Annotated in this window: 24 protein-coding genes and 1 pseudogene; 15 read left to right on the forward strand and 10 right to left on the reverse strand. The window is 43.6% G+C overall.

The features are described from left to right. Window positions 1-909 precede the first annotated feature (909 nt). From EO98_RS19405 to EO98_RS09845, 5 genes are all read right to left on the reverse strand, one after another. Window positions 910-1,038, reverse strand: coding sequence for a hypothetical protein (locus tag EO98_RS19405; protein WP_255350271.1), 129 nt, complete (start codon window positions 1,036-1,038; stop codon window positions 910-912). Between the two features lie 362 nt (window positions 1,039-1,400). Continuing rightward, window positions 1,401-2,762 (reverse strand): phage tail sheath subtilisin-like domain-containing protein, encoded by a 1,362-nt coding sequence (locus tag EO98_RS09830; protein ID WP_048139740.1) that lies wholly within the window; start codon window positions 2,760-2,762, stop codon window positions 1,401-1,403. A gap of 26 nt (window positions 2,763-2,788) precedes the next feature. Next, entirely contained in the window at window positions 2,789-3,409 is a 621-nt protein-coding gene (locus EO98_RS09835; protein ID WP_200895196.1) for a phage baseplate assembly protein V, read from the reverse strand. A gap of 251 nt (window positions 3,410-3,660) precedes the next feature. Further along, window positions 3,661-5,292 (reverse strand): VWA domain-containing protein, encoded by a 1,632-nt coding sequence (locus tag EO98_RS09840; RefSeq protein ID WP_048139742.1) that lies wholly within the window; start codon window positions 5,290-5,292, stop codon window positions 3,661-3,663. A gap of 38 nt (window positions 5,293-5,330) precedes the next feature. Continuing rightward, entirely contained in the window at window positions 5,331-6,899 is a 1,569-nt protein-coding gene (locus EO98_RS09845; protein ID WP_369799039.1) for an AAA family ATPase, read from the reverse strand. Between the two features lie 307 nt (window positions 6,900-7,206). Between EO98_RS09845 and EO98_RS09850 the strand changes: the two genes are divergently transcribed. The 9 genes from EO98_RS09850 (at window position 7,207) to EO98_RS09890 (ending at window position 16,600) form a co-directional block, all read left to right on the forward strand. After that, window positions 7,207-8,718 carry a TrkH family potassium uptake protein gene (locus EO98_RS09850; RefSeq protein ID WP_048139746.1) on the forward strand — a complete coding sequence of 504 codons (1,512 nt, stop codon included), beginning with the start codon at window positions 7,207-7,209 and terminating at the stop codon, window positions 8,716-8,718. A gap of 135 nt (window positions 8,719-8,853) precedes the next feature. After that, window positions 8,854-9,504, forward strand: a complete 651-nt coding sequence (locus EO98_RS09855; protein WP_048139748.1) for a TrkA family potassium uptake protein — start codon at window positions 8,854-8,856, stop codon at window positions 9,502-9,504. Window positions 9,505-10,007: 503 nt separating this feature from the next. Beyond that, complete coding sequence (locus EO98_RS09860; RefSeq protein ID WP_048133684.1) at window positions 10,008-10,475, forward strand: MarR family winged helix-turn-helix transcriptional regulator; 468 nt, start codon at window positions 10,008-10,010, stop codon at window positions 10,473-10,475. A gap of 139 nt (window positions 10,476-10,614) precedes the next feature. Beyond that, the gene (locus tag EO98_RS09865; protein WP_048139751.1) at window positions 10,615-10,974 is read left to right on the forward strand and encodes a TrmB family transcriptional regulator; all 360 of its coding nucleotides are present in this window, start codon (window positions 10,615-10,617) and stop codon (window positions 10,972-10,974) included. 188 nt (window positions 10,975-11,162) lie between these two features. After that, window positions 11,163-12,215, forward strand: a complete 1,053-nt coding sequence (locus EO98_RS09870; protein ID WP_048139753.1) for an AI-2E family transporter — start codon at window positions 11,163-11,165, stop codon at window positions 12,213-12,215. A gap of 223 nt (window positions 12,216-12,438) precedes the next feature. After that, window positions 12,439-13,203 carry an ABC transporter ATP-binding protein gene (locus EO98_RS09875; protein ID WP_048139755.1) on the forward strand — a complete coding sequence of 255 codons (765 nt, stop codon included), beginning with the start codon at window positions 12,439-12,441 and terminating at the stop codon, window positions 13,201-13,203. A 331-nt stretch (window positions 13,204-13,534) separates the two neighbouring features. Further along, entirely contained in the window at window positions 13,535-14,908 is a 1,374-nt protein-coding gene (locus tag EO98_RS09880; RefSeq protein WP_235284785.1) for a hypothetical protein, read from the forward strand. A 287-nt stretch (window positions 14,909-15,195) separates the two neighbouring features. After that, on the forward strand, window positions 15,196-15,570 hold the full coding sequence (locus EO98_RS09885) for a potassium channel family protein (protein WP_235283563.1): 375 nt from the start codon (window positions 15,196-15,198) through the stop codon (window positions 15,568-15,570). A gap of 184 nt (window positions 15,571-15,754) precedes the next feature. Further along, complete coding sequence (locus EO98_RS09890; protein ID WP_052734491.1) at window positions 15,755-16,600, forward strand: hypothetical protein; 846 nt, start codon at window positions 15,755-15,757, stop codon at window positions 16,598-16,600. 341 nt (window positions 16,601-16,941) lie between these two features. Here the strand turns inward: EO98_RS09890 and EO98_RS09895 are convergent, their stop codons facing one another. Continuing rightward, window positions 16,942-17,457 carry an NTPase gene (locus EO98_RS09895; RefSeq protein ID WP_048139761.1) on the reverse strand — a complete coding sequence of 172 codons (516 nt, stop codon included), beginning with the start codon at window positions 17,455-17,457 and terminating at the stop codon, window positions 16,942-16,944. Between the two features lie 183 nt (window positions 17,458-17,640). On the opposite strand from EO98_RS09895, the gene EO98_RS18450 reads away from it, so the two are divergent. After that, entirely contained in the window at window positions 17,641-17,796 is a 156-nt protein-coding gene (locus EO98_RS18450; protein ID WP_156161102.1) for a hypothetical protein, read from the forward strand. A 280-nt stretch (window positions 17,797-18,076) separates the two neighbouring features. On the opposite strand, the gene rsgA is transcribed toward EO98_RS18450, so the two are convergent. Together rsgA and EO98_RS09905 are read right to left on the reverse strand one after the other, a co-directional pair. Continuing rightward, window positions 18,077-19,174 (reverse strand): ribosome small subunit-dependent GTPase A, encoded by a 1,098-nt coding sequence (rsgA, locus tag EO98_RS09900; protein WP_048139763.1) that lies wholly within the window; start codon window positions 19,172-19,174, stop codon window positions 18,077-18,079. 80 nt (window positions 19,175-19,254) lie between these two features. Next, window positions 19,255-19,752 carry a Holliday junction resolvase-like protein gene (locus tag EO98_RS09905; RefSeq protein WP_235283564.1) on the reverse strand — a complete coding sequence of 166 codons (498 nt, stop codon included), beginning with the start codon at window positions 19,750-19,752 and terminating at the stop codon, window positions 19,255-19,257. Window positions 19,753-20,033: 281 nt separating this feature from the next. On the opposite strand from EO98_RS09905, the gene EO98_RS09910 reads away from it, so the two are divergent. Both EO98_RS09910 and EO98_RS09915 read left to right on the forward strand, forming a co-directional pair. Next, the gene (locus EO98_RS09910) at window positions 20,034-21,080 is read left to right on the forward strand and encodes a hypothetical protein (protein ID WP_048139765.1); all 1,047 of its coding nucleotides are present in this window, start codon (window positions 20,034-20,036) and stop codon (window positions 21,078-21,080) included. Further along, the gene (locus tag EO98_RS09915) at window positions 21,081-21,956 is read left to right on the forward strand and encodes a mechanosensitive ion channel family protein (protein WP_048139767.1); all 876 of its coding nucleotides are present in this window, start codon (window positions 21,081-21,083) and stop codon (window positions 21,954-21,956) included. It abuts the gene before it with no gap. A gap of 1,004 nt (window positions 21,957-22,960) precedes the next feature. Here the strand turns inward: EO98_RS09915 and EO98_RS09920 are convergent. Further along, complete coding sequence (locus EO98_RS09920) at window positions 22,961-23,920, reverse strand: mechanosensitive ion channel family protein (protein ID WP_048139769.1); 960 nt, start codon at window positions 23,918-23,920, stop codon at window positions 22,961-22,963. 297 nt (window positions 23,921-24,217) lie between these two features. Between EO98_RS09920 and EO98_RS09925 the strand changes: the two genes are divergently transcribed. The 3 genes from EO98_RS09925 (at window position 24,218) to EO98_RS09935 (ending at window position 26,315) form a co-directional block, all read left to right on the forward strand. Then, window positions 24,218-25,039, forward strand: a complete 822-nt coding sequence (locus EO98_RS09925) for an AzlC family ABC transporter permease (RefSeq protein ID WP_082098560.1) — start codon at window positions 24,218-24,220, stop codon at window positions 25,037-25,039. Further along, on the forward strand, window positions 25,039-25,377 hold the full coding sequence (locus tag EO98_RS09930) for a branched-chain amino acid transporter permease (protein ID WP_048139773.1): 339 nt from the start codon (window positions 25,039-25,041) through the stop codon (window positions 25,375-25,377). Before EO98_RS09925 ends, EO98_RS09930 begins: the two co-directional genes overlap by 1 nt. Window positions 25,378-25,457: 80 nt before the next feature. Continuing rightward, window positions 25,458-26,315 (forward strand): 4Fe-4S binding protein, encoded by an 858-nt coding sequence (locus EO98_RS09935; protein ID WP_048139775.1) that lies wholly within the window; start codon window positions 25,458-25,460, stop codon window positions 26,313-26,315. Window positions 26,316-26,642: 327 nt separating this feature from the next. Here the strand turns inward: EO98_RS09935 and EO98_RS19170 are convergent. Continuing rightward, a pseudogene (locus tag EO98_RS19170) lies at window positions 26,643-26,843 on the reverse strand (IS630 family transposase); the annotation flags it as partial.

Here is a 26,843-nt window from a genome sequence, read left to right on the forward strand (position 1 = left end):
TTCTTTTGGGGTTGGGACGCTGGAGGTGGATTATTTCCATCATTTGCTTATAGTGATACAGTCTCGTTTTTAATTGGAGGTATGTTTTGGTATGTTATTTCATGTGGGATAGTTTTTTGTGGGATGGTCTCATAGAATCTGAATCTTTTGGTAAAAACAGAAAGAGATAAGAGAAAACCATAATAATTAATCTTATTATAATATTCGCAATCTTAGTAACAATATTCGTAGGTTTAGTGTTAATAACGCTGAATGTTTAATTTGAAGTTTCGGATCTGATTATTCTATTTTGAGCTTGTAGGGCTTGTAAAGAGGGGCTTCCGGTCGGGGGGGTTATAAGTGGTTTTGAATGAATTTTGACCCTTACAACAATATTCACTATCCGGTGTCGCTCTTGCCACGCTCGACGCAGGAGAGCGGCTTTCAAAGGAAAAAGAAAAGACAGAAGCAAGGCCAAAAAGTGAATAAGCAAAGCTAAAAAGTGAAAAAGCCAAATACCCTGTCAGGATATGAATAGAATTAAAACTCTCTGAAAAACACTTATTTTCAAGTTTCTTCTTTAGTCTGATTGTCTCTTTTTTCGCAGGGCCGCCAGACAAGCTGGCGGAGGCGCTGATTTTTACCTTGTGAATTAAAAATCGGTTTTCGGGTTTAAGGAAAGTGTTATCTCAGCCCGTGGACGTTTCTTTAGCTTATTGTCCCTCACTAATGAGATGTCGTTTGTTGGTCGCTTTTTATCTGGCTGACGGCAGGCTCAGGCCCAGTGCGGTGCAGGGAGAGAAAACTGAGATATTCTCTATCCAGATCCCCGAAGAGGTATGCCAATAATCAGGGACCGGCTATTTATGAGAAATTGAAAAATCCAGATAATTACCTCAAATAAGGCAACAAAAGGTTTACTGTTAAATTTTAGCCTTTACAGGACTTTACAGTAAACTCCTCATTGAAGGCTTTAACAATTGAGAGGCGGAGGAATTTTGCAGTTGAAAGGATTTCTTCGATTTGCTGTAGATCATTGATGAATTTCTGGCTTCCCATTGTTTTCACCTTGAAGAGATTATTTGCTGAGGAATGCTCTAAACCGATAAAAGGCGTTTTAAACAGGGTATTTTTAATTGATAAGAAGGCTATAAATTGATAGTTTTTTATTTTTATTCAAATAATCACATACAAAATGATCTGAGATTGAATGAAACGGTTTTTATAGTTAACAGCTCTTAAATCTAAATTGGAGCAGTAAAATGAACGCAAAACAACTTATCTATGCAATTATATCCATTGTTATCGTTTTATTGATCGCAATCGGCATGTTCCTGTATTTGCCCAACCCCTTCATGTGAGCTGCTTTTTGAGGAAGAAAAAGCTTTCTCAACTCACATTTACTCTATCTCTTATCATTTTCATTCCGGATCTTTTCTAGTTTGCTGCCGAATCCTGAGAATTATGAATTCTGAGGGTTTCACCGGTGCAAAACCTACAAGAATGTTGATAAATCCCTGATTGAGATCATTTTGAGTGGTTGTTTCCCGATCGCATTTTACGAAATAGGTTTCCCGGGGAGTTTCTCCGGCAAACGCACCCTGTGTGAACAGGTTGTGCATGAATTCCGCTATGTTCAGGCGCAGTTGTGCCCACAGAGGCTCAGAGTTTGGTTCTAAGGCAGCCCACTTTGTGCCCCTTAAGAGACTCTCTTCAATGTATAATGCGAGGCGGCGGACCGGAATATATTTCCACTCACTGGCATTGGTATCTGCTCCATCAAGGGTGCGGGCTCCCCAGATCACACTACCTCTGGCAGGAAATGTCCGCAGGCAATTTATCCCATACCTGTTAAGCTCTCCATTTTCGGCATCTGTAAGGGTGCAGCTTAATCCACGGACCCCCATGAGGACCGCATCCATGCCTGCAGGAGCCTTCCATACACCCCGTTCTTTATCAGTACGGGCAAAAATTCCCGCAGCGGCACCGGAGGGTGCGAATTCTTCGACCTGGTTATTTTTTAAGGGATTTGCCATTTTTATGCGCGGGAAAAAAAGGGCTGCATTCTTTTTACCGGACGCCTGGGATGATACCTGCATTGACATTTGCAGTTTGTCCCGTAAAAAAGCCGTTATTGATCCGGGATCTCTGGCTTCCGCAGGAGGATCTATCAACAGCAGGGCCCTGCGTTTTTCACAATAACTGGCTGCCTTCGCAAGTGTGTCCGGAGCCAGGTCTCTGCCGAAATCCAGAGGAGGTAAACAAAGAAGGTTGAAAAGATCGGCTTTTTCAAGTGCATAGATCCCTTTCCCGGTTTCCGGGCTGGCTGGCATGAGGTCTTCGTCACGAATATCGCAGTCGCTACTACTGTAGCTACTATTATCAGAGCCGCTGCTCCCTGGAATTTCAGATCCGGAGCCAGTTTTGGAGGTCCTGTCCAAGTAAAGTTTGGAGGTCCTGCCCGAGTGAAATTTGGAGGTCCTGTCCGGGTAAAGGATAGAAGTCTTCTCAGGCGAAGTTCCCTTAACACGCACTATAACAGCGTCTCCGCCGCCATTGAGGAAATACTGATGTACGGCAAAACTCATGGTGCTCTTTTCCCAGAGTCCCCCGAAAATCAGGTCAAATTCTCCGGAGTTATGCACCGGAACAGGCTCATCTACCGGTCCTTTCAGGGCTCTTCCCACAAAAGCAGTAATTGAGGTGCTTATTCCCTTTATCGGACGGGCACACTCGGGAACCTCTTCAACATATACCCCTGGCTGCTTGATCGCAAATGGCATTATATATCTCCTGTTAAAAACCGAAATCAAACTAAATTAAGCACCCTGCCGTTAACGGAAATATTCTTTCCTTCCAGCGAGATGCTTCCTCCCTGCCCGTTGCTGAGTTCTATTCCTTCGGAACCGATCACTATTCTTACACCATCCGAAGTTTCCAGAATAATTTCCCCTTTTTCTGGAGTATCATTCAGCGTAATTGCAGCCCTGGATGTCTTGAAGACCTTCTTCTCAGGCTGGAGTTCCGGAATTTCCCCATTTTCCCAGAAACAGCCGCTCCAGATAGGATGATCAGGATTTCCTTCCTCAAACTCAACCCAGACATTTGAGCCTGCGGGCGGAAGGGCAAATAGCCCGACATCCATTCCTGCATAAGGCACAGAGGGCATTGCCCAGCCAGTATCTACTCCTGCCAGTGCAGGGACCAGAACCCTTAGTCTGCCCCTCCCCTGCGGGTCAGTATTTTCCACAACTTTACCCCGGTATTTCCCGAAATAACTTCCGGATGCAGGAGACGTTGTACTGGTTGTAACCGCAGGATTTCCTGTTGTAACGCCGCACTTCAGTTCAGGCACGTCCGATGAAAAAGGTTTTTGTGCTTTTTTTCCGACTGCTGCAGGAAATACCTTCGAAACAATAAAAGCAATCATAACTACTTCTTGTATTTCTAAGTTTAACAACGTTTTCAAAGTGTATACTGTTTGATTTCACCTCGTCAGTCCTGTATAGTTATCCAGCCCCATGATTTTGTCGATTTTAATCTACTCTTCGATTTTAATCTACTCTTTGATTTTAATCTACTCTTTGATTTTAATCTACTCTTCGATTTTAATCTACTCTTCGATTTTAATCTACTCTTCGATTTTAATCTACTCTTCAATTTTAATTTGCACTACATTTTTTACTCAGCTTCCCGATTCTCACATTTAATCAGTTTCACTCTGCCGCCCGTACCCTCCGAATCCTGTTCCATCTCCACAATATATGTGTAATCCGAGATTTCCGAAAGCCCTCCTGCCCCGCCGCCTCCAATAATCAGTGTGTAGACCTTTGCGTTATACTTCTTCTTTGCCTCTTCCCAGCGAGCCAGAACCAGCTCGTCAGAGATTTCGGATCTGCCGTCGGTGATAAAAAGCAGGTCTGCACCCTGAAAATCCTTTTCCTTAAGGGATTTAAGGCCTGAAGCAAGCGCGGTATTGAAATCCGTCCCGCCGCCAAATGTGTACAGCAGGAAGTTCAGGAATTTCTCGGACATCCTTTTCTTGCTGCTGAGCTCTATTTCCAGGTGCTGGCTGGTGGAAGCAAAAAGAATAACCTTCATATCCCGCTGCTGGGAGAGCATCAGCTTTGCCATGGCAAGCACTGCAGACTTGGCAAGGGTCTGTGGGGTCCCGTGCATGGAACCGGAGGTATCGACGAGCACAATCATAGGCCCTCTGGGCTTTATGCGGGGAGGACCTGTATAGTGTTTGCCAAGCAGCTGGTAGCTCAGGAGTTTTCCTTCAAGCATATCAGCATAGAATTTCCGCTTCAGAGCCGGGTTAAGGAGTTTTGCGGCTTCCATTGGCAGGAGGTTATTTATCGAGTCTGAAAACCGCACAGTCTGGATCCTGTTTTTTCCAAAAGGAGAGTAGCGTATGCGGTCAGCGGGGGGGTCAAATTCCCGCCTGCCGATAAAATTCACGATTCTTCTGAGGTCAGGGTTTTTTTCAAAAAAAGCCGAATAATTTTTCAGCATCTTAAGCTGGACATAAAAAGGCTCTTTTTTAAGCTCTTTTACGGAATAACTCCAGTTCCTGCCAGGGAAGAGAAGGGCAAGAGTATCAAAAAGGTCCAGGTTTTCTTCCATTTCAGAGATAAATTCCTGCATCCTGCAGTACAGCCCTTCCAGCATCCCGTCAAGAAAACTCTGGCAGCAGTCTTTCTGCATGAAACTGAGGACGGATTCATAAATGTCGGATTTTCCGGAAACCGGGGAAGGGAGCTGAGAATTCCGGACTGACAAATCCTCTGAATTCCTGCTTTCCCAGAGAAGGAGGGTTTGTTTAAGGATTTTTTCAAATTCCCTGAGAATGGCTTCTGTTTCGGCATCAAACCCCTTAAATAATCCTGTTTTCGAACCTCCGTCCCGGGCCGCTGAAAAGCGTTCCATAAGGTCGTAGATTAGAGGAAGAAGAAGCTTCAGGCAGGCAATTCCTGCTCCTCTGCTCCGTTTTGCAATCTTTTGAAGCCCGGGCCACGGCCTTGAGTTTCTCAGGGTAAGAAAAATAGGGTAAAATGCCCCGAAAAGTCCTATGAACCTTTCAGCATCTTTTATTTCATACGGCTGCTCGAAGAGGATTTCAAGGGCGATCACTTCGGCGATTTTCTCGCGTAGAGAACGGGGAATCGTGCGGGGGTAAGCAACAGTGCTTCTCAGCTCTCCTTCAAGCAGGGAAGCTGTCTGTTTCCGGACAGAAAGAGCCTCGTGCCAGAGCCAGTTTCTGGAAAAAAACGAGTAAGATTCGGGAGAGGCTTTATCCAGATTACTCAAAAAACCGGCTGAATCTTCCGTATCAACACCTCATTTGCTCATCTAAGCTTGAATCTGGACCCGAGCCCTTTCATAAAACCGCTGGCATTGCTGCCTGAATCAGGGACCTGGACTTTTGCTTCCAATTTTGCGGCGTGGGGGTCGGAATATCCTGATTTTGCAGACCTGAACTCTCCGGACCTGAACTCTCCGGACCTGAATTCTCCGGACCTGAATTCTTTATTCTGCAAGCCCAGCAGCTCTGCGATTTCGCCTATCAGGACTTCAGTTCCGGACAGCTGTGCACTTCCGGTGTCATGCAGGAGCAAGGCTTCGTTTCGGTCCGAAATTGAAAGCCAGATATTTGCATCCATCAGGTTTCCGAGCAGCTCCTTTTCTTCTTCAAGCCGTTGTTTTACTCTGTTTACTCTGGCAGCCAGGGTTTCGAATTCCTTTTCAAAAACCTCTCTCTGAATTTGAGACAGGGTGTTTTTCTTTCCCGCACTCTCATGGAGATAATCAATTTCCCTTACCAGGTTATCATAAGGATAAATCCTCGAATTTCCTTCCTGCCTTAGAGTATAGCTGTGGTTCGGGCAGGCTGTATGGTGGACCTCCAGGTTCTCCCTAAGCTGAAATTCCTCCCCGCAGCTGTCGCAGATAACTCCAACGGAAAGTTCGTTTTTCAGGGCAATATTAAGAGCTGTTTTCAGGTCTTCAGCATCAAGGCGAAGTTTTTCCGTATTTGTTCCGCCGGAAACAACGAGTTTAAAGACCGTTTTCCTGATGGTTTCTCGCTCTTCGGGCAGGTTCCAGAGCATGTGCTGGAGCAAAAGTGCCATTGTCCTGTCAACAGCCGGACACCCGCTGCTGCAGGCTGCAACTTTCAGGACCTGGACAATTCTTTTCCAGCGCCGGTCCGAAATTTCAATTTCCTGCAGCCGGAGGTTTCTCCGGAGTTCCGTGATTATTACTTCAACATCAGGATCAACAGGCAGGGAGTTTGCGCTTTTGCGGAGCTTCTCGATTTCCGAAACCGGAAGGCTTGCAGTGGGCTTGAAATCTTCAGGTTCCCTGAAAAGAAGGCTTTTGAAGTTTTCATCGTCCTGGATATATGAGAGCCTGTACCTGAACAGGAAACGGTCATAAAGAGCTTCCAGGCTTTCATCCTCTTCCGGAAGTTCGTTTGAAGCCCCGAAGACTGAGAGGAGCGGTACATCCACAATTTCTCTTCCGTTATGGTATTTTCTTTCGTTCAGAATTGTCAGGAGGCTGTTGAGGATAGCGCTGCTTGCCTTAAAAATCTCATCCAGCAAGGCAATATGAGCGGTCGGGAGGCAGCCTTCGATATTTCTCCTGAACTCGTCTTCTTCAAGGGCTTTTAAGGAAAGCGGCCCGAAGAGCTCTTCAGGAGTTGAAAAGCTTGTTAAAAGGTAATTATAGAAGTTTCCGCCTTCAATTATCTGGCAGATGCTCCTGGCAAGCTGGGTCTTGGCTGTACCGGGCGGTCCCAGAAAGAGCAGATTTTCGCCTGAAAGGACGGCGAGAAGAGAGCCGTTGATCTCAGCTTCGCGTTCTTTAAAATAGTCTGTAAATTCGGATTTTATCTCGAGAAGAGTTTCTTTCAGGTTCAAGCCTCCCGGTTTTGTAATAGTTATGAGATAGTTCCGGGATAAAAGAGTTTTCGAGGGCTGTTTTCGAGGGCTGTTTTCTGTCTGTTTTTGGTCTGTTTTCTAGTTTTTAGCTTGATTCTATTTTAAATCTTGCAATTCTGTTAAAAGAAAAAGAACTGAAGAATCTGCCTTTCGCAGATTACCAGTGAAAAAAACAATAAAAATATGAGTCCGTTTCAAAAAATAAGCATTTTCACAGAATTACTATGTTGGATTTTCAGAGTGAAACAGGCTTAAATAAAAAAAATATAATTAGGTCCTTATGTATGAGCTTGTCTCTCCGGTAAACCCCCTTGCTGTCCTGAGGTACACGGGACATCTTCTGCTGGTCTTTTCAGCAGTCCTGCTTGTCCCTATGCTTGCAGCATTTGTTCTCGGGGAAACAGCTGCAGCTGTTATTTATGGAAGCAGTGCCCTTATAACTGCGGGAACTGGTGTTATACTCCAGAAAGTGCTTCCGGATTTTGAACTTGAAATAAAAGAAGCCTTGATCCTTGCAGCTATTACTTTTCCACTTTGCTCTTTAGTTAGTGCAGTGCCAATGGCGCTTTTCACCGGAATGCCTTTTCTGGATGCTTTTTTCGAGTGTGTGTCGGGTCTGACAACAACAGGCTTGAGCCTTGCCCCTCTTTCTCCTACAAGGCTCTTTTTCTTTACCCGCTCCTGGCTGCAGTGGATAGGAGGAATAGGCATAATCGTGCTCGTGCTTGGAATCCTTATCCGACCGGGGACTACGGCATTCAGGCTTTATAGAGTGAACTTCGGGGAAAGCCGGGTCCGCCCCAGTGTAATTGCAACTGCCAGGACCCTTGGCACGGTTTATTTTGTCCTGACCCTGCTCTCACTGACACTCCTGCTCCTCAGCGGATTGCCTTTTTATGAAGCTGTCTGCCATGCCCTGAGTTCGATCTCTACAGGCGGATTTTCAACGCAGACTGCAAGCATCGGAGAATATGAGGGTTTTTTGATCCCGTTTTTGATAACAGTTTCCTGTATAATGGGCTCAATCAGCTTCTCACTTTATCCGGAAGTCCTGAAGGATCCGGGGGCACTTATAAGAGACCCGCAGGTAAGGTACTTGCTCGGGCTTTCCGTGCTGGGGACAGTTCTTTTTGCTTTAACACTTTCTGGAGGAACAGGAGGGATTGAACTGCTGCATACGTTGCCTGATGCTGCTTTTCAGGTAGTCTCAGCCCTTACCGGAACCGGTTTTTCCACTATAGACATGGCTCCCCTTTCAGATGCTTCAAAAGGTTTTCTCAGTGCAATTATGTGTATAGGAGGCAGCATAGGCTCAACCACAGGTGGGATCAAGCTTTTCCGGTTAATTGTAATCGTGCAGCTCATAAGACTGGTTTTCTACCGCTTTTTTCTCCCCAGGGAAGCAATTACCCCTCTCAAGGTAAAGTCACAAGTAGTCGATTCCGACGAAGTCTACCACATCATGACCTATGTGCTGCTTTATTCAGCCGTGCTTGTGTTCTCAGCTTTCATTTTCATGCTTTACGGCATAAACTCAGCAGATGCTATTTTCGAGACTTCAAGTGCTCTGGCTACGGCAGGGCTTTCAACAGGCGTGACAGCTCCCGGCATGCCGTCCCTCCTGAAGCTTGTGCTTTGTGCTGATATGCTGCTTGGGAGAGTAGAGATAATTCCGCTCTTCATCCTGCTCCTGCCCGGGACATGGCTTGAGAGAAGGAGTAAAACCGAAGAAAAAAGAGTAAAACCGAAGAAAAAAGAGTCCAAGAAGATACAGCCTGATAGAAATTTATAAGATAGAGGGTGTCGAAAGTGTAGGAGGGAGTAGTAGAGAGTAGCAGAGGGAATAAAAATTAAAAGATTAAGAATAATCACAAAGGCTACGAAAAAGAAAAAAGCCATAATAAAGGAAAGTAAAGGAAATAAAAAAATGAGAGTAATCATTATTGGAGCGAGTTCCCTGGGGATGCACCTGACCCGCACGTTGATCCAGCAGGGAAATGAGGTTGTCCTTATAGAAAAGGACGAGGAAATTGCCAGGGAGCTTGCTGAAGAACTTGACTGCACCGTGATCAATGCCGAGGGCACCCACCCGGACATCCTTGAAAAAGCAGGAATGGATTCAACGGATGCAGTTGTAGCCTGCACCAACCATGACCAGGACAATATTCTGATAGGTCTGATTGCACAGGAAGCAGGAGTTAAAAGGGTCATTGTCAAGACCGACGATACAAAGTTTATGGAAATTGCAAAAAAGCTGGGGATTAGCTCTGCGATTAACCCGCCTCATATCTCCTCAACCATTATTTCTGATACCCTGCGCGGAATTGATACAATCGAGCTTAGCAACCTTATCCGGGCTGACGTCCGCGTAATCAGCTTCATTACAGGGGAACAGCATGCCGGCAAAAAGATTTCTGAAATTCAGTTTCCAGAAAATACCGACTGTATCGGGCTTTACAGGAAAACTGACTTTATCCTTGCACGAGAAAACCCGAAGCTTGAAGAAGGGGACGAGCTTCTCATAATCACACGTTCGGGGAATATAGACAGCATTTACGAGAAACTTCGAGAAACATAAGCCTGCAAATATGCTTGCAAATAAACCTTCAATTACTTCTTTCCTGGATTTTCCACCCGTCGGAGTTTTTCTGATTGCTTTCTTGATTTCGGGCAGAAAGGGAAACAAATGAAAACATGACCTGGAAATGACAATAAGACCTGAAGACAATTAGTAATTTTTTTGTATCTAAAGGCATATTGAATTTTTAATTAACTTTGTTCCTTTTTCTTCTTTTTTTTATTTCCATTGATTGATAAACCAATTCAGGTATGTTCGGTTTTGTAATAATCCCAAAATTAAGTCATGTCTGAGTTTATTGCCTGCAGTTTGAAAATGTGAAGGAATGTTTATATAGTAAAATGTATTAGTTGAATTATCAACTGTTGAGATATCAATTATACGATTTTGTATAATTGAAAATTCAACATATTTCATGATAATTCATTACAATTCTAAAAATTATAGGTCAGTTTTTCGGGTCAGGATCCGGCAGATTCCGGTAAAAAGGGACGATAAAAAAAATGGACGAGACTAGATTGAGTAAGATCATTCTCCTGTCAATGGAAAGAGAGGCTCTTGATAACCTGGTTTTTGAGCAGACTTTTCAGAAAAAAATTGCAGGTAAGTTCAGGGAACTGAGCAAGAACCAGCCAATGGTGATTAAAATTATAGGAATAGAAGGAGAAATTATGCCTTCTACGCTTGGAAAATACACAGGGATGGAGAAGAGCAGCCTGACGAGGATGGTTGATGACCTGGAAAAGAAAGGGATTGTGTACAGGAAAACCGATCCTGATGACAGGAGAAAGGTGCTTGTTTCCCTTACTGAAAAGGGACTTGATTATTATAATTGCTTAAAACAGATTACCAGCGAAATGGCTGATGAAATCCTTCAGTTTGTTGACGATAAGGATGTTGAGGATTATTTGCACAGCCTTGAAACTATGGTAAAGCTCCTGCGGAAAATAGATGCAAATAGGACTGCCTGAATAAGGTGGCTGCAATTTGGTTATGGGGAATTTTAGTTATATGAAATTCTTGAGGGACTGAACGAGGAAATGGAACTGTTAGATAATGAAAACTTAAGATAGATCATATCTCAGCGCGTGAAAGATGGAGGAAACCTGAATGCCTCTTAAGCTTATTGAGAACCTTCAGAAACTGGGTTTTACCGGCAACGAAGCCAAGGTTTATGCATCCCTTGTATGCCTGAAGCAGGCAAAAGCGAGTGATATTGCCGAAAATGCGGGAGTTCCGAGGCCTAAAATATATGGAACCCTCAGAGGGATGGAGAAAAAAGGCTACGTCAGGATAATTGAAGGCGAACCAACCCTTTTTTGCTGCGTCCAGCCAGAAGAGCTCATTTTAAGGATGAGGGCAGATTTTATGCTTTCTTTAAGTGAAACCGCCAGTGAACTGAGTTCCCTGACTCCCGGAAGCAATAACTTTACTTCAGAAAGGTTCTATGAAAAAAGGATCAGGGTCTGAAGAAAAAAGGAGAAAACTTTTTGGTCCTCAATCAACGCAGAAATACGTTTCAATTTTTTATATTTATCAAGTTCTTATTTTTGACTTCAACAGACTGAAATGAACTATTATTTATACTTATAGGGAACTATCTGGACAAAAACTTTATATTGATAATAACCAGATAAGATTTTCAAAGGTAGAAGTGCATGCCCCTCAGTACTAACCGTAACATCTGGCAGTTTCTGGCATTAACAACCATACTTTTCATATTGTTTTTTGCGATACTCTTCTATTTTGAGGACATTTTCATAGTCCTTATTGCAGGTGCAATCCTGATCTTGATTGCAGAAAAAGTGATAAAGGTATTCAACAGGTGCATGGACCGGTTTCCGAACTGCAATCGAAAAGTGGTGGGTTTATTCCTTCTCACCGGTGCAGGGCTTGCTGTCCTCTTCCTTGTGGGTAGCCAGGTACAGGGCCTTGGAGTCCTGATAGGGGATTTCAGTAACATACAGCAGGACTACGCAAGCGGAGCTTCTGCCCTTTTTGCCGAACATGAATCCGAACTTTCAAAGCTTGCGGATTCCGGCGTTATTAAACCCCAGGACCTGCAAAAAATAGGAAACACCATCTTTTCCGGAATTGCAGATACGGTTTCGAAGGTATCTTATTATTTTTTTACCGGAGTATTGATAATCCCCCTCATGTTTGGTGTATATTTCAAGCACCATAACAAAATAGGAAATTACATTCAGGCTTACGCTCCTCCTGAACATGCAGACGGGATCATCAGGGCCTTAAAAAGTATAGGCCGTGAGCTTGAGGATTTCTTCAGTGCGAAAATGATTGAGTCTGCTATTGTAGGTCTTATTTGCTGTATAGGATTTTATCTGGCAGGCCTTGAAGGGTGGCTTTTCCTTGGCATTCTGGCAGGCTTTCTAAATATCATTCCTTATATCGGCCCTCTTCTAGGGGCAATCCCTCCGGTTATTGTAGGTTACATTGATAGTCCTATGACAGCTCTCTTCGCAGTGATAACGGTTATTATTGCCCAGCTTATTGACAACCTTTACCTCATTCCATTCATGATTTCGGAAAAAGTGAATATTAACCCGCTCTTAAGTGTGGTTCTAACTCTTGCCGCCTCCAAGTTGTTAGGCCCTCTCGGCATGGTACTCGCAATCCCGATATACATCATCTACAAAATAATTATCAAAGAGTCCTATAGAGAACTGGTCAATATATGTCACGAAGATTAATGCTCTTATATCATGAAGATTAATGCTTTTTTATGACTCCAGGGATCAACAGCCCTTATGAAATAAGGGCTTGTTGAATACATTATCAGATATGCAGAGATATTTTTTTAAATATTCTCGAACAGCGAAAGGCTTAAAAATATATCAAGAGTATTTAAAAAGAGTTATTTGACTGTTGGAGCATTTACTTTTGGAGCATTACAACTTTGAAGGAGCCTGAAATATGATTGAGGTAAAGGGTCTTTCTAAATCTTACGGACAGACAAAAGCAGTAGATGACGTGGACCTTTCTATCGAGAAAGGTGAACTTTTTGGTCTCCTGGGCCCAAACGGCTCCGGAAAAACAACTATAATCAAAATGCTTACAGGGCAGATAAAGCCAACCTCCGGTACTCTTAAGGTACACGGGATAAATGTGCTCGAAGATCCCCTGCGGGTCAGGGAACTTGTAGGCATTATTCCGGAACAGGAGACTCCCCCAAGTTTCCTGACTGCGGAAGAGTACCTGCACTTCGTTGCAAAGGTAAGAAAAATGGAACACTATGAGAAAGTCTGCGATAAATGGTTTGAGTTCTTCGATTTTGAGGACCAGAAAACCTCACTATGCAAAGACCTTTCAAGAGGTACAAGGCAGAAACTCATGTTTGCCCAGGCTTTTCTGCATGAACCTGAACTTGCCATTATCGATGAGCCACTTATTAATCTTGATCCTGTGATGCAGAGGAAAGTCAAGGATTTCTTACGGGGTTACGTAGAGGATGGGGGGACAATTTTCATTTCCACGCACATCCTTGAAATCGCAAAAGAGATTTGCACAAATATCGGAATTATTTACAGAGGAAAACTAATCCATACAGGCCGCTTTGACGACCCTGAGCTTCAAGGCAAAAATTTTGAAGATTTCTTCCTGGAACTCGTCAGCAGGTGGAAAGGCGTTTCAAAAGAGATTTTGAAAGAACCTCCTAAAGGGATTTCGGCACTGGTCTGAGGGCACCTTGCAAACTATTTGGAGGTCCTACTCACACCATTTTTGAGGTCCTACTCACTCCATACTACTCACTCCATACTAAGGTCTTTCATGTGCATATCTGCAATTGCTCTGGATATGTGAAATCAGGATGTGTGAGAGGACAGTCTTTTCTGTGCGCAAAAACAGGTGTGGAAAAAGCAAGCATAAAAAAGTAAGTGTGAAAAATAGCAAGCATAAAAAAGTAAGTGTGAAAAATAGCAAGCATGAAGAATTGTGAGTACCAAAAACAACAAGATGCAGGGATTTTATGTTTGACATCTTCAAAAGTATGATTAAAGAAGAGTGGCGAATGCACTCAAGTCTCTTCGGGCACAGCGGTTTTGCCCTCTTTCCAGTCTTTATTTTTCTGTTTACATTTTTTGTAAGCCTGGTCCTGCCTGTGTTCAGGGATATCGTCACCGACGTCCAGATAGCCCTTGGGATGCATTACTTATTCCTGCTTGTGGGAGCTATGGCAGGTGCTTTCGGGCTTATGGGCCGCGAATTAATGAACCGCCGCTTCGGGCAGGCAAGCCTGATTGCATATTCTTCGAGAGTGCTTCCTGTTTCTGAAAGGTTTATCTTTGCCAATTTCCTGGGAAAAGATATCGTATATTATTTTATCTTTTACATCCTGCCCTTCGTCACAGGCTTTGCCCTTGCTGCAGAATTTGTCTCTGCGGGCAATTTCGGTGCTCTTTCAACCCTTATGACTCTTCTTCTGACCCTTTCCCTTTCCTTTATGATCGGGATTTCTGCAATATTCTTCCTGTCTACTGTTTATGCACACTCAGGAAAGATCTCGCTTTTCTGCCTGTTTGCTGCTTCTTTTCTCCTGCTCCATATCTCAGGAAACCTTAACCAGGGAACCCTTTATGACCTTCCAAGCTTTTCCTTTTTCCTTGTTCAGTCCGAAAACCAGCTTCTGCTCTCCGGTGTTCTGATCCTTGTTCCTTCAGCTCTGTCGCTTATTTTCCTGAAAATCGACTTTCCACAGGCTCAAAAGAGCTTTTCCAATTCCTTTTCAAAGCTCTGCAGGTATCTGGGTTCATACAGATACGCAGCCTTTGTTGCAAAAGATTCCATTGACCTTAAAAGAAGTGAAGGAGGGCTCGGAAAAATAATATTCTCTTTCGTGCTGCCTCTTCTACTTGTCTGGACACTGCTGTCAGCTCTCGGAAAGGTTATACCGGCTTTGAGCACACTTACGCTTTTTGCCCTGGTGCTCGGCGTGCTATCATCTTCAATGTACAACTGGCTTACCGAGTACGATATTTTTGCTTCCTATGCCTTTCTCCCCCTGAAAGCCTCTGACATGATAAAGAGCAAACTGAACAGCTACCTTATCCTTAACCTGATTCCCCTGACAATTCTTACAATGCTCGCCCTTAAAAAAGATCCTTCTTCCCTGGTCCCGTCCCTATTGCTCTTCCTTACGATCTCATTTTATATGGTTTCTGTACTCATTTACCTGACAGGGCTTTCCCCCTCTATTAACCTCTACAACGGAAAGACCTTTGCCATTTATACGCTTTCAGTCATGCCGCTCCTGATGCTTAATATAATCCTGTCCATGTTTGGTTCGTACTATGCGCTTGTGGATCTGTTGCTGGTTCCTTTTGCACTGTACCTTCTCGGGAAAGGTTTCAGGAAATGGGATCGCAACGAGTGCCGGTGTTTTTAAGGGAAAGCAGTTATAGTATTGGGATTTGATCAGTGATTTCTAATATTGGGATTAATCGATCAAAAAGACTGAAATCAAGAGTTTACCCGGATAGATGTCTTTTTAACCCTTGATTGGAAATATATAGTTGGGGAGAGGTTACGAACCAATTTTTCACCATTAGAGTTCCAACTTTGAAGAGCTCAGGGTTTTGCTCGCTCAGATGTATCTGGAATTGGATAATATAATTTGTTGGGGGAGAAAAGACTACGATTCCGTTTCTCTTAACTTTACTGGCATTTTTAAGAGTGCTAAGAAAGATGCTTGAGGACGAGAAGTTCCGATCCCTCCTGTATATCGCGGCGCTGACACTTGTAATAGGTACTTTTTTCTACCATTCTGTTGAGGGCTGGAGCTGGCTTGATTCTCTCTATTTTTCGGTTATCACCCTGACGACTGTGGGGTATGGAGATTTTACCCCCGAAACCAACTACGGGAAGATTTTTACAATTATTTATATTTTTATAGGGTTGGGGATACTGATTGGTTTTGTCACTCCTATTGGAGAATACATAGTGGATAGAAGACTGGAAAGGGTACAAAAGAAAGAGCAGGAAAAAGAAACATCTGAAAATGAGTTTGATTTCTCTGGCGTGGTTGGAAAGTTGAGGGGAAAAAGATAAGGTTTATTCTTTTCCAAACTCCTTACATCAGATTGATTAAATATATCATTTATAATATGTATTGTTGCATCATTGGATGGGTGCATCATTGCATAGTTGGGTATTGGGCATATATGCAATAATATTTTAAAATTAAACAACTGGGGTGAGGATTATTAAAAGATTCAGTTTTTTTGTCACTGTAGTGCTTATTGCAGCAATGTTATTTGCTTCCGGCTGTTCTCAAAATGTACCTGAAGAAGATACAATGAATGAAACAGAAGGCGGAGTAACCGAAGGGGTAACTGAAGGAGTAACCGAAGGAGTAACCGAAGGAACAACTGAAGGAACAACTGAAGGAACAACTGAAGGAACAACTGAAGGGGTAACGGAAGGAGCAATGGAAACAGAAGGGGAAAGTGGATACAACCCTGTCATAAATCCTGATGATTTTATTGAGGTTATAGACAATCCTTATTTTCCGTTGACTCCGGGCACAACTTTTGTCTATGAAGGTGAGTCTGAAGACGAAACGATAAGAGATGAGGTTTTTGTAACCAATGAAAACAGGCTGGTAATGGGAGTAAATACAATTGTTGTCCGGGACCGGGTGTTTGAAGATGGGGAATTGACCGAAGAGACTTTTGACTGGTACGCTCAGGACAGGGATGGGAATGTCTGGTACTTCGGGGAGGATTCCAGAGAATATGATGAAGGTGAGGTGGTAAGTACCGAAGGTTCCTGGGAAGCTGGCGTTGACGGAGCCAAACCTGGAATTCTAATGGAAGGAAAACCTCAGGTCGGCGATGCTTATCGGCAGGAGTACCTGGCTGGTGAAGCAGAAGATATGGCTGAAGTTATCGCTCTGAACGAATCGGTTTCCGTTGCTTACGGTTCTTTTAAGGATTGCCTGAAAACAAAAGAATGGACCCCTCTTGAGCCTGGCATCGAGGAAAACAAATATTATGCTGCCGGAACAGGTCCGGTTCTGGAGATGACAGTAAAAGGCGGATCGGAAAAATTGGAACTTGTAGATATTATCACTGAATGAACGGGATAACGGAAGTTCTGAACGGGTTTGCAGAAATCAAGTCCGAATGAGTAATAATTCAAGAAAACTTATAAGATTCATTACAAAACCCGTTCGGACTCCTTATAAAACCGTTTTTATAGTTTCGGACTTAAATCAAATTGCGTGCGGCCACCCCACCCTAAACAGGCTGTCCGACAATTACCTTAGGTAATTGTCGGACAGCCTGTAAAGGTCAGGGTATTCGTGACCCTCTGCGCTCCCATAGTAATAAAACCCAATTATTCATTTTTTAGACATCTATGAGGGGTAATTAACCGGCAACCCTGGTGTTAAATATTGACCGGAAAATGCTGATTCCTTTATCTCAGCCTGGCAGCGATTTTTTCAGGCAGTTCATCCCGGTTCCCCTCATCAACCGTCAAAACCTCGAATTCTTTCCTTATCCTCTGAGCCAGCAGGTGACTGCTTGACCTGTGCAGCACTGCCAGAACCGGTTTATCGGATTCCAGGACTGCTTCAACTGCCGAAATGAAAGCCCCGGATTTGAGCTCCATAGGCCCTACTTCATCGATAACTATCAGGTTACAACCAAGGGCATTCCTGAGAGCATTTGTTCCGATCTTTTCAAGGTCTTCGAGGTTGACGTGATATTTCCCAACTCTCGGGCCGCTGCCTTTGACGCTGCTCAGAATGCCGGTTTCCCCGGTTGCAAGGTCTCGAATTGAAAAGCCTTCCCTTGTGCCTTCCTTTCGGATTTCGGTTGTCTGGATGCCGCCTATTTTGAAGCCCGGCTGATCGGCAAGTTTTTCGGCAGCTTTTGCCACAACTGTTGATTTCCCAACACCGGGACTGCCGGTTACTGCAATTCTCAACATTGTTTTTTCTTCCCCTTTCTTATTCCATTTCCCGATAAAAATAGACCTTGATTTTATTTATATCAGCCAGCAATGAGGTCTTACGTTGATTATAAGAACATTGCAGAATATACTGGAATATACATCAGAAACTTCTATTATGCTAATATGCTAACTTTAGTAGATATATAAGGGGTTGAAATTATGACTACGGATCATGAAATTCTTGCCAGACTGCAGGAGATCGAGAAGAGAATGGATAAGATGGAAGCCACACTGGAAAGCATTAACAGTATCCTTAAAAAGGTGGAGCAAAATACTTATTTTGGGTGTTATGTCGAGGGAGAAAAGCTGGAGTAAATCCGAAAGTAAAATAAGATTAACAAACAAAGTTATCCAGGTTTAAGCTGAAAAACAAATCCTGCAACCTGCAACCTTTCGTATTCAGCTCAAATATTATTCTTGAGAAAGCCGGCCACTGTCGGCGGCCGGTGAGAGTCACGGTACCCACTGAACAATCCTGTAGACAATCTCCGGGCTCTTTTACTGAAACTTCAGAATCGGAAGATATGGCAGGGTTTCAGATTGTTCTGGAGGACAATTCAGGTGATTCCGGTTGAGTTCATGCAGATCATTCAGCTTACGGTTTTCCCGTAAATTTTCTATATTTTTTTATGGTCACTGCAATTTCCCTGTATTTTTCTTTCTCAAGCCGCTTCAGGCCGATTTCGGATTTTTTCGACTGGAATATGAGTTCATCGGTTAACCTGTGATAGCTGTCCAGCCTCTCCTCCGGAATAAGCCCGTCTTTTACTGCCTGCAGGACAGCACAGCCAGGCTCATCAAGGTGAGTGCAGTCTTTGAACCGGCAGCTGTGGGCTGCATGGACAATATCGGGAAATGCTTTTTCAAGACCGTCAGAAGAGTCTCCAAGCTGGATTTCCCTGATCCCCGGGTTATCTATAACAATTGCGCCGTTGGGAAGCAGGAATAGCTGGCGGACTGTGGTTGTGTGCCTTCCTTTCTCATCGTCTTTTCGGATATCCGCGGTTTTCTGGATAGCTTCATCGAAAAAAGCATTGATAAGCGTGGATTTTCCAACGCCGGAGGAACCTATAAGTGCCACTGTTTCCCCGGGGTTGAGATAAGGACTGAGTGCATCAAGCCCGTCTTTTGAAAGGGCACTTAAAGGAATAACCGGAACGTCCCCTGCAATAGACTGTATTTTTTCTGTTATCAGGACAGGGTCATCCGCAAGGTCGATTTTGTTCAGCAAAATTACCGGGCTTGCCCCGGAGGAATACACAACGGTAAGATACCTTTCAAGCCTTCGAAGGTTAAGGTCTTTTCCCACTGAAGTTACAATAAAGATAGTATCAAGATTTGCAGCAAGCACCTGCTCCCCGTTCCCATCCCCCGGAGCCCCTCTTGACAGGCAGGTCCTTCTGGGGAGGATATTCACAATTATGCGTGAGCCCAGTTCCGGCTGGTCCAGTAAAACTACAAAATCCCCTACTACCGGTTGTTTGCCAATTCGCAGGAGTGCCCCGGAAATTCCTGCCTGTACGACAGCACCTGGAATCAGAATTTCACAGACCGTTTTATGCCGGGATACGACTCTTCCGGCAATGTATGGACCTTTGTAGGCAGAAAATGCTGATTCAAGCTCTTCATTCCAGCCGGGAACACGATTCATGGAATTATGACCCGTACTTTCCGTTTCATGTCGGTCATTCATCGAATAGAACTATCAATTTTACACGGATAAAACTATTGATTTTTATAAAGCGGTCCGGGAAAAAAGTTAACAAAAGGGAATTATTCCCGGTTGTGAATGATCTCATAACTGACCTTTCCTCTGTTGATGCACTCCCTGACAAGCTTTTCTCTCGGAGAAAGAGCACAGGTTTTTCCTGATTTGACCTCAACAAAGACCACCTTATTCATTTCTCCTTCGGAAAGGCCGTCAAAGATAATGAAGTCCACAGGAGTGCCGAGGAATCTCGCGTCCTTGGGGTTGTATTCGAATTCAGGGAAATAAGGGATCAGATGTTCCGTGACCTTGCCGCGGATTACGGCTTCACTTTTCTTTACGGCATCCTGGCGGATTTTTGTCTCCTCGTCAAGTTTCCAGGTCCTGAAGAGAGTATCAGCTTTTTCGGAGACCTGACGTTCCATCTCCCGGGTCTGCCAGGCTTCATACAGGTCTCTTGCACGGGATTCTACCCTGCCTTTCAATTTGATGTATTTAACGAGAAGGTAAACTATAAGGAGGGCAAGAAAAAGGATAAGAGTTGAAATCATCCAGTCATCCACAGCTATTTCTCCTGAAAGGGTGTGGGGGTTTCAATAGAGTAAATAAAGTGAGGAGTAAATTTTTAAAAATAAATTTCAGACTCTATAAATGGCTATAAATATTTAAAAGTTCCAGCCGAATTTCGTTTCCACTAAATTAGTACCTTAAAGATTCCTGTGACTACCTTAAAAAGTCCTGCGACTACCTTAAAGAGTCCTGTTCCTGAAAATAACTTAATTCTGGCAAAAATATCAGCAGTATCTATTAAGTACAATACAGGGAATATAAAATAGGGGATACAGTGGGGACTCAGCACAGCGGCTCTGAAGAAAACGGTTTCGTCGAGGTTCTCGGACTGCGGGACGAAATCGGAGAAATACAGGCGTCAATTGCTGATTATGAGATCGGGAAAAAACTGAATATAGCCATAGTAGCCGGGACTCTTGCAGGAAAGACTACTCTGCTTGGTGAAATAGAGAAGATAAATTTAAGCAGGGCTACAGGAATCACTTTTTCCGAAATTGTCCGGGACAGAAAGGAGATTTCCCTTCCGGATGACGCTAAAAGAATAGCGCTCTTTGACAACTGCCACTATCTGTACATGAGAAAACCCGGCGGTTTTGACATATTTTATGAGTTTCTGGACATGATAAGCTCTCAGGAAAGGCTATTCATCACTACCTGGAACCTTTATTCCTGGAGATACTTAAACGAAGCCTTCGGGCTCGAAAGGTATTTTCCGGTACAGATCTTCATCCCTGCCTTCGAGAAAGAAAATCTCAGGCTCTTTATCTTCAAAAGGTATGGAAAAGCGGAGATCAGATTTTATAACGGTAAAGAGTCCGAAGAAGAGCCTCTCATATACATTGTAAAATATCCGCTTGAGTTTTCCTCGCTTGGCAGGAAAATCCTCCTCACGATCCCGAAAATAAACACCCCTTACCTTAAGAGCCGCCTCCTGAATAAGAAAGAAACACAAACTGCTGAAGACCGGGTATTTGAAAAGATCTACCAGGAATCAAAAGGCAACCCCGGCATTGCATGGAAGATCTGGGAGCTTGGGCTTGATTATCCCCGGATACAGCCTGAAGATGTAGGGCAGTTTTCATTTGATATAGAGCTTGAATACGAAGAAGCCTTTGTTTTAAGCCTGATCCTTTCATACCAGGCTCTGGAAAAAGCCGAAATTGCCGAAATGATAGGTTCTGCATTCAGAACGGATGAAATTATCTTCAGGCTTCTAAATCAGGAACTAATTTTTAAAGATGAAGTCGGTTCCTTCCGTGTCAGGCCTGAAGCCCTGCACAGCGTCGTTGCTTATATGGAAAAACTGAGGCTGGTGTGGTAAATGGCAAATGGAGACACAAGTGCGCAGCAATTTCTGGAAACCATCAGGTCTATAGATACTCAAACCCTCATAACTATGTTCCTGATTCTTTCCATTGCCTATGTGCTCGGCAGGGTTATTACCATACTTTTATCAAAGCTTTCGGAAAAAATGAACCAAAGTGGAAGGGTAAAAGTAAAACTGATTATCCCTGTGGTAAAGTTTGTAATCTATATTGTGGCGTTTTATTATATTTTTAGGCAAATATTCATAATTTTCGGGCCGGAACTGTTCCTCCTTACAGGGCTTCTGGGTGCAGCCATCGGTTTTGGAGTTAAAGACCTTTTTGCAGACTTTGTCGGAGGAATTGTAATTACATTTGAAAAACCGTACCAGATAGGGGATAAAATCGCCCTTGGAAATTATTATGGTGAAGTCACTGATATAGGGCTAAGGGCAACGAAATTGGTCACCCCGGATGATAATACTGTCACGGCTCCGAATAGCCTGATATTCAATGAAAGTGTTGCCAGTGGAAATTATGGGGCTTCGGAAATGATGGTTGTAATAGACCTGTATATTGCAGGAGAGTCAGATGTAGAGCCTGCAATGAGGATCTTACGGGAAGCAGTTGTAAGCTCCAAATATGTTTACATCTCAAAAAAAAGACCTGTTACCCTGCTGCACAAAGCTCTTCCGTTTTATACCAGGTTAAGGGCTAAAGCATATGTAAATGATCTAAGAGATGAATTCAAGTTTGAATCCGATGTACACACAAGAACCTGGATAGAATTCCAGAAGAATGGTATCAGGCCTCCACAACTCCATATCCTCAACATTCCTCCAATAGAGGAAAACATTGACTCAAATGCTACGACCCGGAGAAATTCCAGTTAAATACAGTAGCTCGGAAAGGTTCCGAATTCAATACGGATTTTCGGAGGAATCTCGAGCTTTGAGCCCATTTTATGCAGTTCTTTATTTTATGTAGTTCTTCAAACCTTTAGCCCGGCAACATGAAGTTCTGTTTCCTTTTCCTCTGATTGGCTAATGAATTGAAATGTGCAGGAACCAGAAAAAATCTGACGAAAAATCCTGGCAGTCTCCTATTAATCTTTTGATATTATCCAGAACGTTGGAAATGGTATTTCCGGATTATTTTCCCCTACCACACAGGGCTGCAACCGGCCTTCTGCCAGGTAATAAAAGAACTGAAGAAATAATCCTGCATGTCCGATAAATACTTCCATTTACCCCCAGAAACCGGTTTTAAATTCATGCATTATCGGATGCCTCCGCCAACTTGTCTGGCGGCCCTGAAAAAACAGCAGAAAACAGCAGAAAACAGCAGAAAACAGCAGAAAACAGCAGAAAGTTATCAGTTTCCCTAGTCACTTTTACATGTTAATTTCTTAAAGGGGTCCTTAGTCGTTTTTACTTGTTACTTTTATCTCTTCTTCTTCTTCTTCTTCTGTCTTCCTATTTTTTGTAAGGCCGCTCTCCTGCGTCGAGCGTAACAGGAACGACTCGTTAAGGCGAATAAGGTTGTATTGGTCATGAATATTTATTATTCAGACCACTTGACATAGCGAATCTCACTGCTACAATCCATCAATTAGTCCTCTTGAGCGCAGTTCACTTCTTAACCCATAAATAGTCTGCTTGAGCGAAGCGAAACAGACCGCGTAATGCAGAGACGCAAATCTGCCGAAACAGACCGCGTAATGCAGAGACGCAAATCTGCCGAAACAGACCGCGTAATGCAGAGACGCAAATCTGCCGAAACAGACAGCGTACTGTTGCGATTACATCGTAACTCCCAGAAAATCTCCGATTTCCTGCGATCCCGAGGCGCAATTCGGGCGAGGCGCAATTCGGGTATTGAAGCTCACTACCGTATATCACACATCATCCTTTGTCTGGGACTTCATAAGATCAATGCCTACTGCGGTTCCTACCATAATATCTTCTTCTTTTTCGAGAGCCTCAAGAATGTTTGAGACCAGAAGGTGGCTTATTGCTCTCCTTTGTCTGGGCGCCACCACGTACCTTAACCGCATTTCGATCCAGTTTTCCTGCAGCTTTGTGTAGAGTTTTGTCTGCACATCATAGGTTGTAATGAAATACTTTTCTCCCATAAGAAGAAGATCAGTATTCGCCAGGCTTTCGAACTCTCCTACAATCGGATCTGCAGCTTTAAGGATTATCTCTTCGGCTTTTTTCCAGTTGCTACCGTAAATTAGCAGAATCCTGATTTCATCCCAGATAAAGGAATAGTCTTTTGTATAGTTTTTTATCGTCTGGTTGAGGACAAAACTGTTCGGAATATGGAGGATCCTTCCAGTGTACTGGTCTGCATCCACCCATTCCCTGATTTCCATAACTGCGGTGCTGAAACTTCCTATATCCAGCACATCGCCTGTACAGTCTCCGACCTGGATCCTGTCTCCTGCTTTAAATGGACGGGATACGATGATAAGAATTCCTCCCGCAAGGCTCCTCAGGAGGTCCTGCAGTGCAATTGCAACTCCGGCGCTCAGAATCCCGTAAGCGATAAACAGGGTGGTCGTCCTCTCAACCCAGATTGCAAAAAGCGAGGCAAGAGCAAGGACTGTTACAAGGATAGATATCGCTTTCCGCATAGTATATCTATCTTTGGAAGTCGAAACTCTCCTGAGGATGAGGGTTTCGGCAAGGGAATTTATTATGTAGGCTAGAAAAACTACAATTAAAGAGATAAGAAAAGCATCCAGTAGAGACCTGTCCTCGAAGATATAATAGTCAGTCAGATACCGGATATATGCAATAAAAAGTATCAAAAACAGCAGGATAAAAACATTCAGTCTTTGGAGAACCCCCATGTAATAAAATATGAGGTTATTTATATATCAATGTGGTCAGACCTTACGAACCAATTCAATTCAATTAAAAACCCGTCTGTGCGGTTGAAGACTAAGCTTTAATTTGATCGAAATCAGTCAGTTCCAGCCTTGAAGGGGAGCTTGAAAGGCTCTTCCAAATCACAATAAATCATCAAGTTTTGCCTTAATCTGACAATAATTATTATTTTTTTTCATTACATTTAAATATAATAAATACAATTTATGTTTTTCATTCTTCAGGAAAAATTACGGAAAAAGGGTAACAGAAGAGATAGTATGACTGAAAAGGAGGTAAAAAGGCACGAAATAAGGGAAGGTAATATGAACCTTTTCATGAGTGCCCTCAAGACCACGGTTCCTGTATTTCTCGGATACATACCCCTCGGAATGGCTTTTGGCTTCCTGCTCGATGGTGCCGGATACCACTGGATTTTTGCTTTCCTTATGAGCCTCCTCATTTATGCGGGTTCAGGCCAGTTTCTGGCAGTAGCTTTACTTGCTGCAGGGGCTGGGCTTACTGAGTTTGTTATAGCTACCCTGCTCCTGAACCTCAGGCACTCCTTTTACGGGTTGTCCCTGCTGGAAAAGTTTTCCGGGGTTGGGAAGGTCAAGCCTTACCTTATATTTGCATTAACTGATGAGACCTATGCCCTTCTGACTACAACCGAAGTCCCGGCAGGCGGATCAAAGGCAAGGTTTTACTTCTACATTGCAGCCCTTGACCATCTCTACTGGATCACAGGTTCGGTACTCGGAGCAGTGCTTGGCTCCGTGCTGGACCTCAATCTCGAGGGCATGGCTTTTGTGCTGACTGCACTCTTTGTGGTACTGACCATAGAGCAGTATTTCAATTCCAGTGTACGCTTCCCCTTCATAGCTGCGCTGGGCGCAGGAGCCACCTCCCTTATACTCTTCAGCCCTGACAACATGCTATTGATCTCGATTATCCTGGGAACTCTGGTTCTGATGGGCAGGGAAAAGTTGGTGCAGGGAAATATGAGTGTAAATAAAGGAATCAGGCAGGCTCATGCACAGACTCGTGCACAGGCTCATGCAGCAGCAAAGCCGGTTGAAGATGGTTCACGGGAGGAAAGTTGATGACCGATACCCTGCAAATGCTCGGAACCATTGCAGTAATAGCCCTTGCGACCTTTGCTACAAGGGCTCTTCCGTTCCTGTGTTTTGGCTCAAGAGAGCCTCCGTCAATACTTTCAACTATTGAAAAAAACCTGCCTCCGATGATTCTCCTGCTGCTGGTCATTTACTGCCTGAAAGATGTGCAGTGGCTTGCAGCTCCATACGGGATTCCTGAACTGTTTACGATAGGGGTTGTTGCAGGGCTGCACTTCTGGAAACGAAACGCTATGCTCAGCATCTTTGCAGGGACAGGGCTTTACATGGTACTCGTTCAGTTTAATGTTTTTTCGTTCATCTGAAAAGCGGAGATAGTATATTTTCCGTTATTACACAAGTTTTATATATGTCGGCCGCGACCACACACGATGAAGTGACCTGTATGAACGAAAAAAAAGTTGATTTAGCTTCACTCAAAAGTAAAGGTTTTCTGCCCCAGAGGCAGGAAAACATGTTTTCAATGCGGCTGAAAGTTGTGAGTGGGAATCTGGACGCCGAAAAACTGCGGGAAATTGCGGATGCAGCTGAGAAATATGGGTCTGGTTATGTTCACATAACCTCAAGGCAGCAGATTGAGATTCCTTTTGTCAAACTTGAAGCTGCGGAAGAAGCAAGCTATGAGCTGGAAAAGCAGGGCATTTCAGGAGGCTCTGCCGGAAAGAGAGTAAGAGCCGTGGTCGCCTGTCAGGGAGATCGGGTCTGCAGAAACGGGTTGATTGACTGCCAGAACCTGGCATGCCGGATCGATGAAAAATACTTCGGGGAAGCTGTCCCTAAAAAGCTCAAGATTGCAGTAACAGGCTGTCCTTCAGCCTGTATGAGGCCTCAGGAAAATGATTTTGGGGTCATGGGCACGGTAAAACCTGAAATCCTCGAGGAAAATTGTGCCGGCTGCAAGCGCTGTGAAAAGGCGTGTAAGGTGGGAGCAATAAAAGTCCTGGAAGATAAAGCCCGTATAGATACCGAAAAATGCATCCTCTGCGGAGCCTGTATTGCAGCCTGCCGGAAAGATGCCCTGAGAGCAGAAAAAACCGGATGCACGATCTTTGTTGGAGGTAAAGCAGGACGCCAGCCCAGGCAAGGGACAAAGCTTCTTGAGCTTGCGGACGAGACGCAGCTATTCTCAATCCTTGAAAAAACCTTTGAGTATTACCGGAAAGAAGGCCTTGACGGAGAGAGGTTCGGAGAACTCCTTGACAGGCTCGGAATTGAAAAATACAGGGAAGAAGTCCTTCCCTGAATTCCTTAAACTTGCGGAATAACTGCACTCCGAAATCAGGTAATTGGCAAATTACCTGATTAGTTTTTTGATTAGTTTTTTGATTACTTTTATAATTATCTTTTCAATTGTTTTTTAGATTTTGGACTTACACACTTCAAGTACAAAATCGAGTACTATAAACACTGTTGTTGAAATTCCTGCTTTAGAGAGTTAAGGATTTGATGTTATTGATTTTCGGTTCAACTGCGTAAGTCCTACAAAACATCGGAAAATTTAGGTAAACTTATTTTGCAAACAGAGTACAAATTCCTTTGTTTTGGTGATACTAGTGTCCTGGCAATTTAATTATTCTACATAATACTTTGACATTTTCTCATCGGCATTCTTCTTCGTAAATTTCCATTCAATTTTCTTTTCGTATTCGTTTCTCCTCTTCGTCCATGCACCCACTTCATGTGTAAGTTTTTCCATGTCACCAATTCTTCTGTTAGTACATTCAATATCCATCACATTGATCTCTATTTCTGCAGCGTTAAGCCAGCTTGC

The sequence above is a fragment of the Methanosarcina sp. 2.H.T.1A.6 genome, from assembly GCF_000979455.1.
Taxonomy (GTDB): Archaea; Halobacteriota; Methanosarcinia; order Methanosarcinales; family Methanosarcinaceae; genus Methanosarcina.

Bases quoted from the DNA above. Each gene is read 5' to 3' on its own strand.
- EO98_RS19405 (WP_255350271.1), bottom strand. From the start codon at position 1,038: ATGGGAAGCCAGAAATTCATCAATGATCTACAGCAAATCGAAGAAATC.
- EO98_RS09830 (WP_048139740.1), bottom strand. From the start codon at position 2,762: ATGCCATTTGCGATCAAGCAGCCAGGGGTATATGTTGAAGAGGTTCCC.
- EO98_RS09835 (WP_200895196.1), bottom strand. From the start codon at position 3,409: ATGATTGCTTTTATTGTTTCGAAGGTATTTCCTGCAGCAGTCGGAAAA.
- EO98_RS09850 (WP_048139746.1), top strand. From the start codon at position 7,207: ATGTATGAGCTTGTCTCTCCGGTAAACCCCCTTGCTGTCCTGAGGTAC.
- EO98_RS09855 (WP_048139748.1), top strand. From the start codon at position 8,854: ATGAGAGTAATCATTATTGGAGCGAGTTCCCTGGGGATGCACCTGACC.
- EO98_RS09860 (WP_048133684.1), top strand. From the start codon at position 10,008: ATGGACGAGACTAGATTGAGTAAGATCATTCTCCTGTCAATGGAAAGA.
- EO98_RS09865 (WP_048139751.1), top strand. From the start codon at position 10,615: ATGCCTCTTAAGCTTATTGAGAACCTTCAGAAACTGGGTTTTACCGGC.
- EO98_RS09870 (WP_048139753.1), top strand. From the start codon at position 11,163: ATGCCCCTCAGTACTAACCGTAACATCTGGCAGTTTCTGGCATTAACA.
- EO98_RS09875 (WP_048139755.1), top strand. From the start codon at position 12,439: ATGATTGAGGTAAAGGGTCTTTCTAAATCTTACGGACAGACAAAAGCA.
- EO98_RS09880 (WP_235284785.1), top strand. From the start codon at position 13,535: ATGCACTCAAGTCTCTTCGGGCACAGCGGTTTTGCCCTCTTTCCAGTC.
- EO98_RS09895 (WP_048139761.1), bottom strand. From the start codon at position 17,457: ATGTTGAGAATTGCAGTAACCGGCAGTCCCGGTGTTGGGAAATCAACA.
- EO98_RS18450 (WP_156161102.1), top strand. From the start codon at position 17,641: ATGACTACGGATCATGAAATTCTTGCCAGACTGCAGGAGATCGAGAAG.
- rsgA (WP_048139763.1), bottom strand. From the start codon at position 19,174: ATGAATGACCGACATGAAACGGAAAGTACGGGTCATAATTCCATGAAT.
- EO98_RS09915 (WP_048139767.1), top strand. From the start codon at position 21,081: ATGGCAAATGGAGACACAAGTGCGCAGCAATTTCTGGAAACCATCAGG.
- EO98_RS09920 (WP_048139769.1), bottom strand. From the start codon at position 23,920: ATGGGGGTTCTCCAAAGACTGAATGTTTTTATCCTGCTGTTTTTGATA.
- EO98_RS09925 (WP_082098560.1), top strand. From the start codon at position 24,218: ATGACTGAAAAGGAGGTAAAAAGGCACGAAATAAGGGAAGGTAATATG.
- EO98_RS09930 (WP_048139773.1), top strand. From the start codon at position 25,039: ATGACCGATACCCTGCAAATGCTCGGAACCATTGCAGTAATAGCCCTT.
- EO98_RS09935 (WP_048139775.1), top strand. From the start codon at position 25,458: ATGAACGAAAAAAAAGTTGATTTAGCTTCACTCAAAAGTAAAGGTTTT.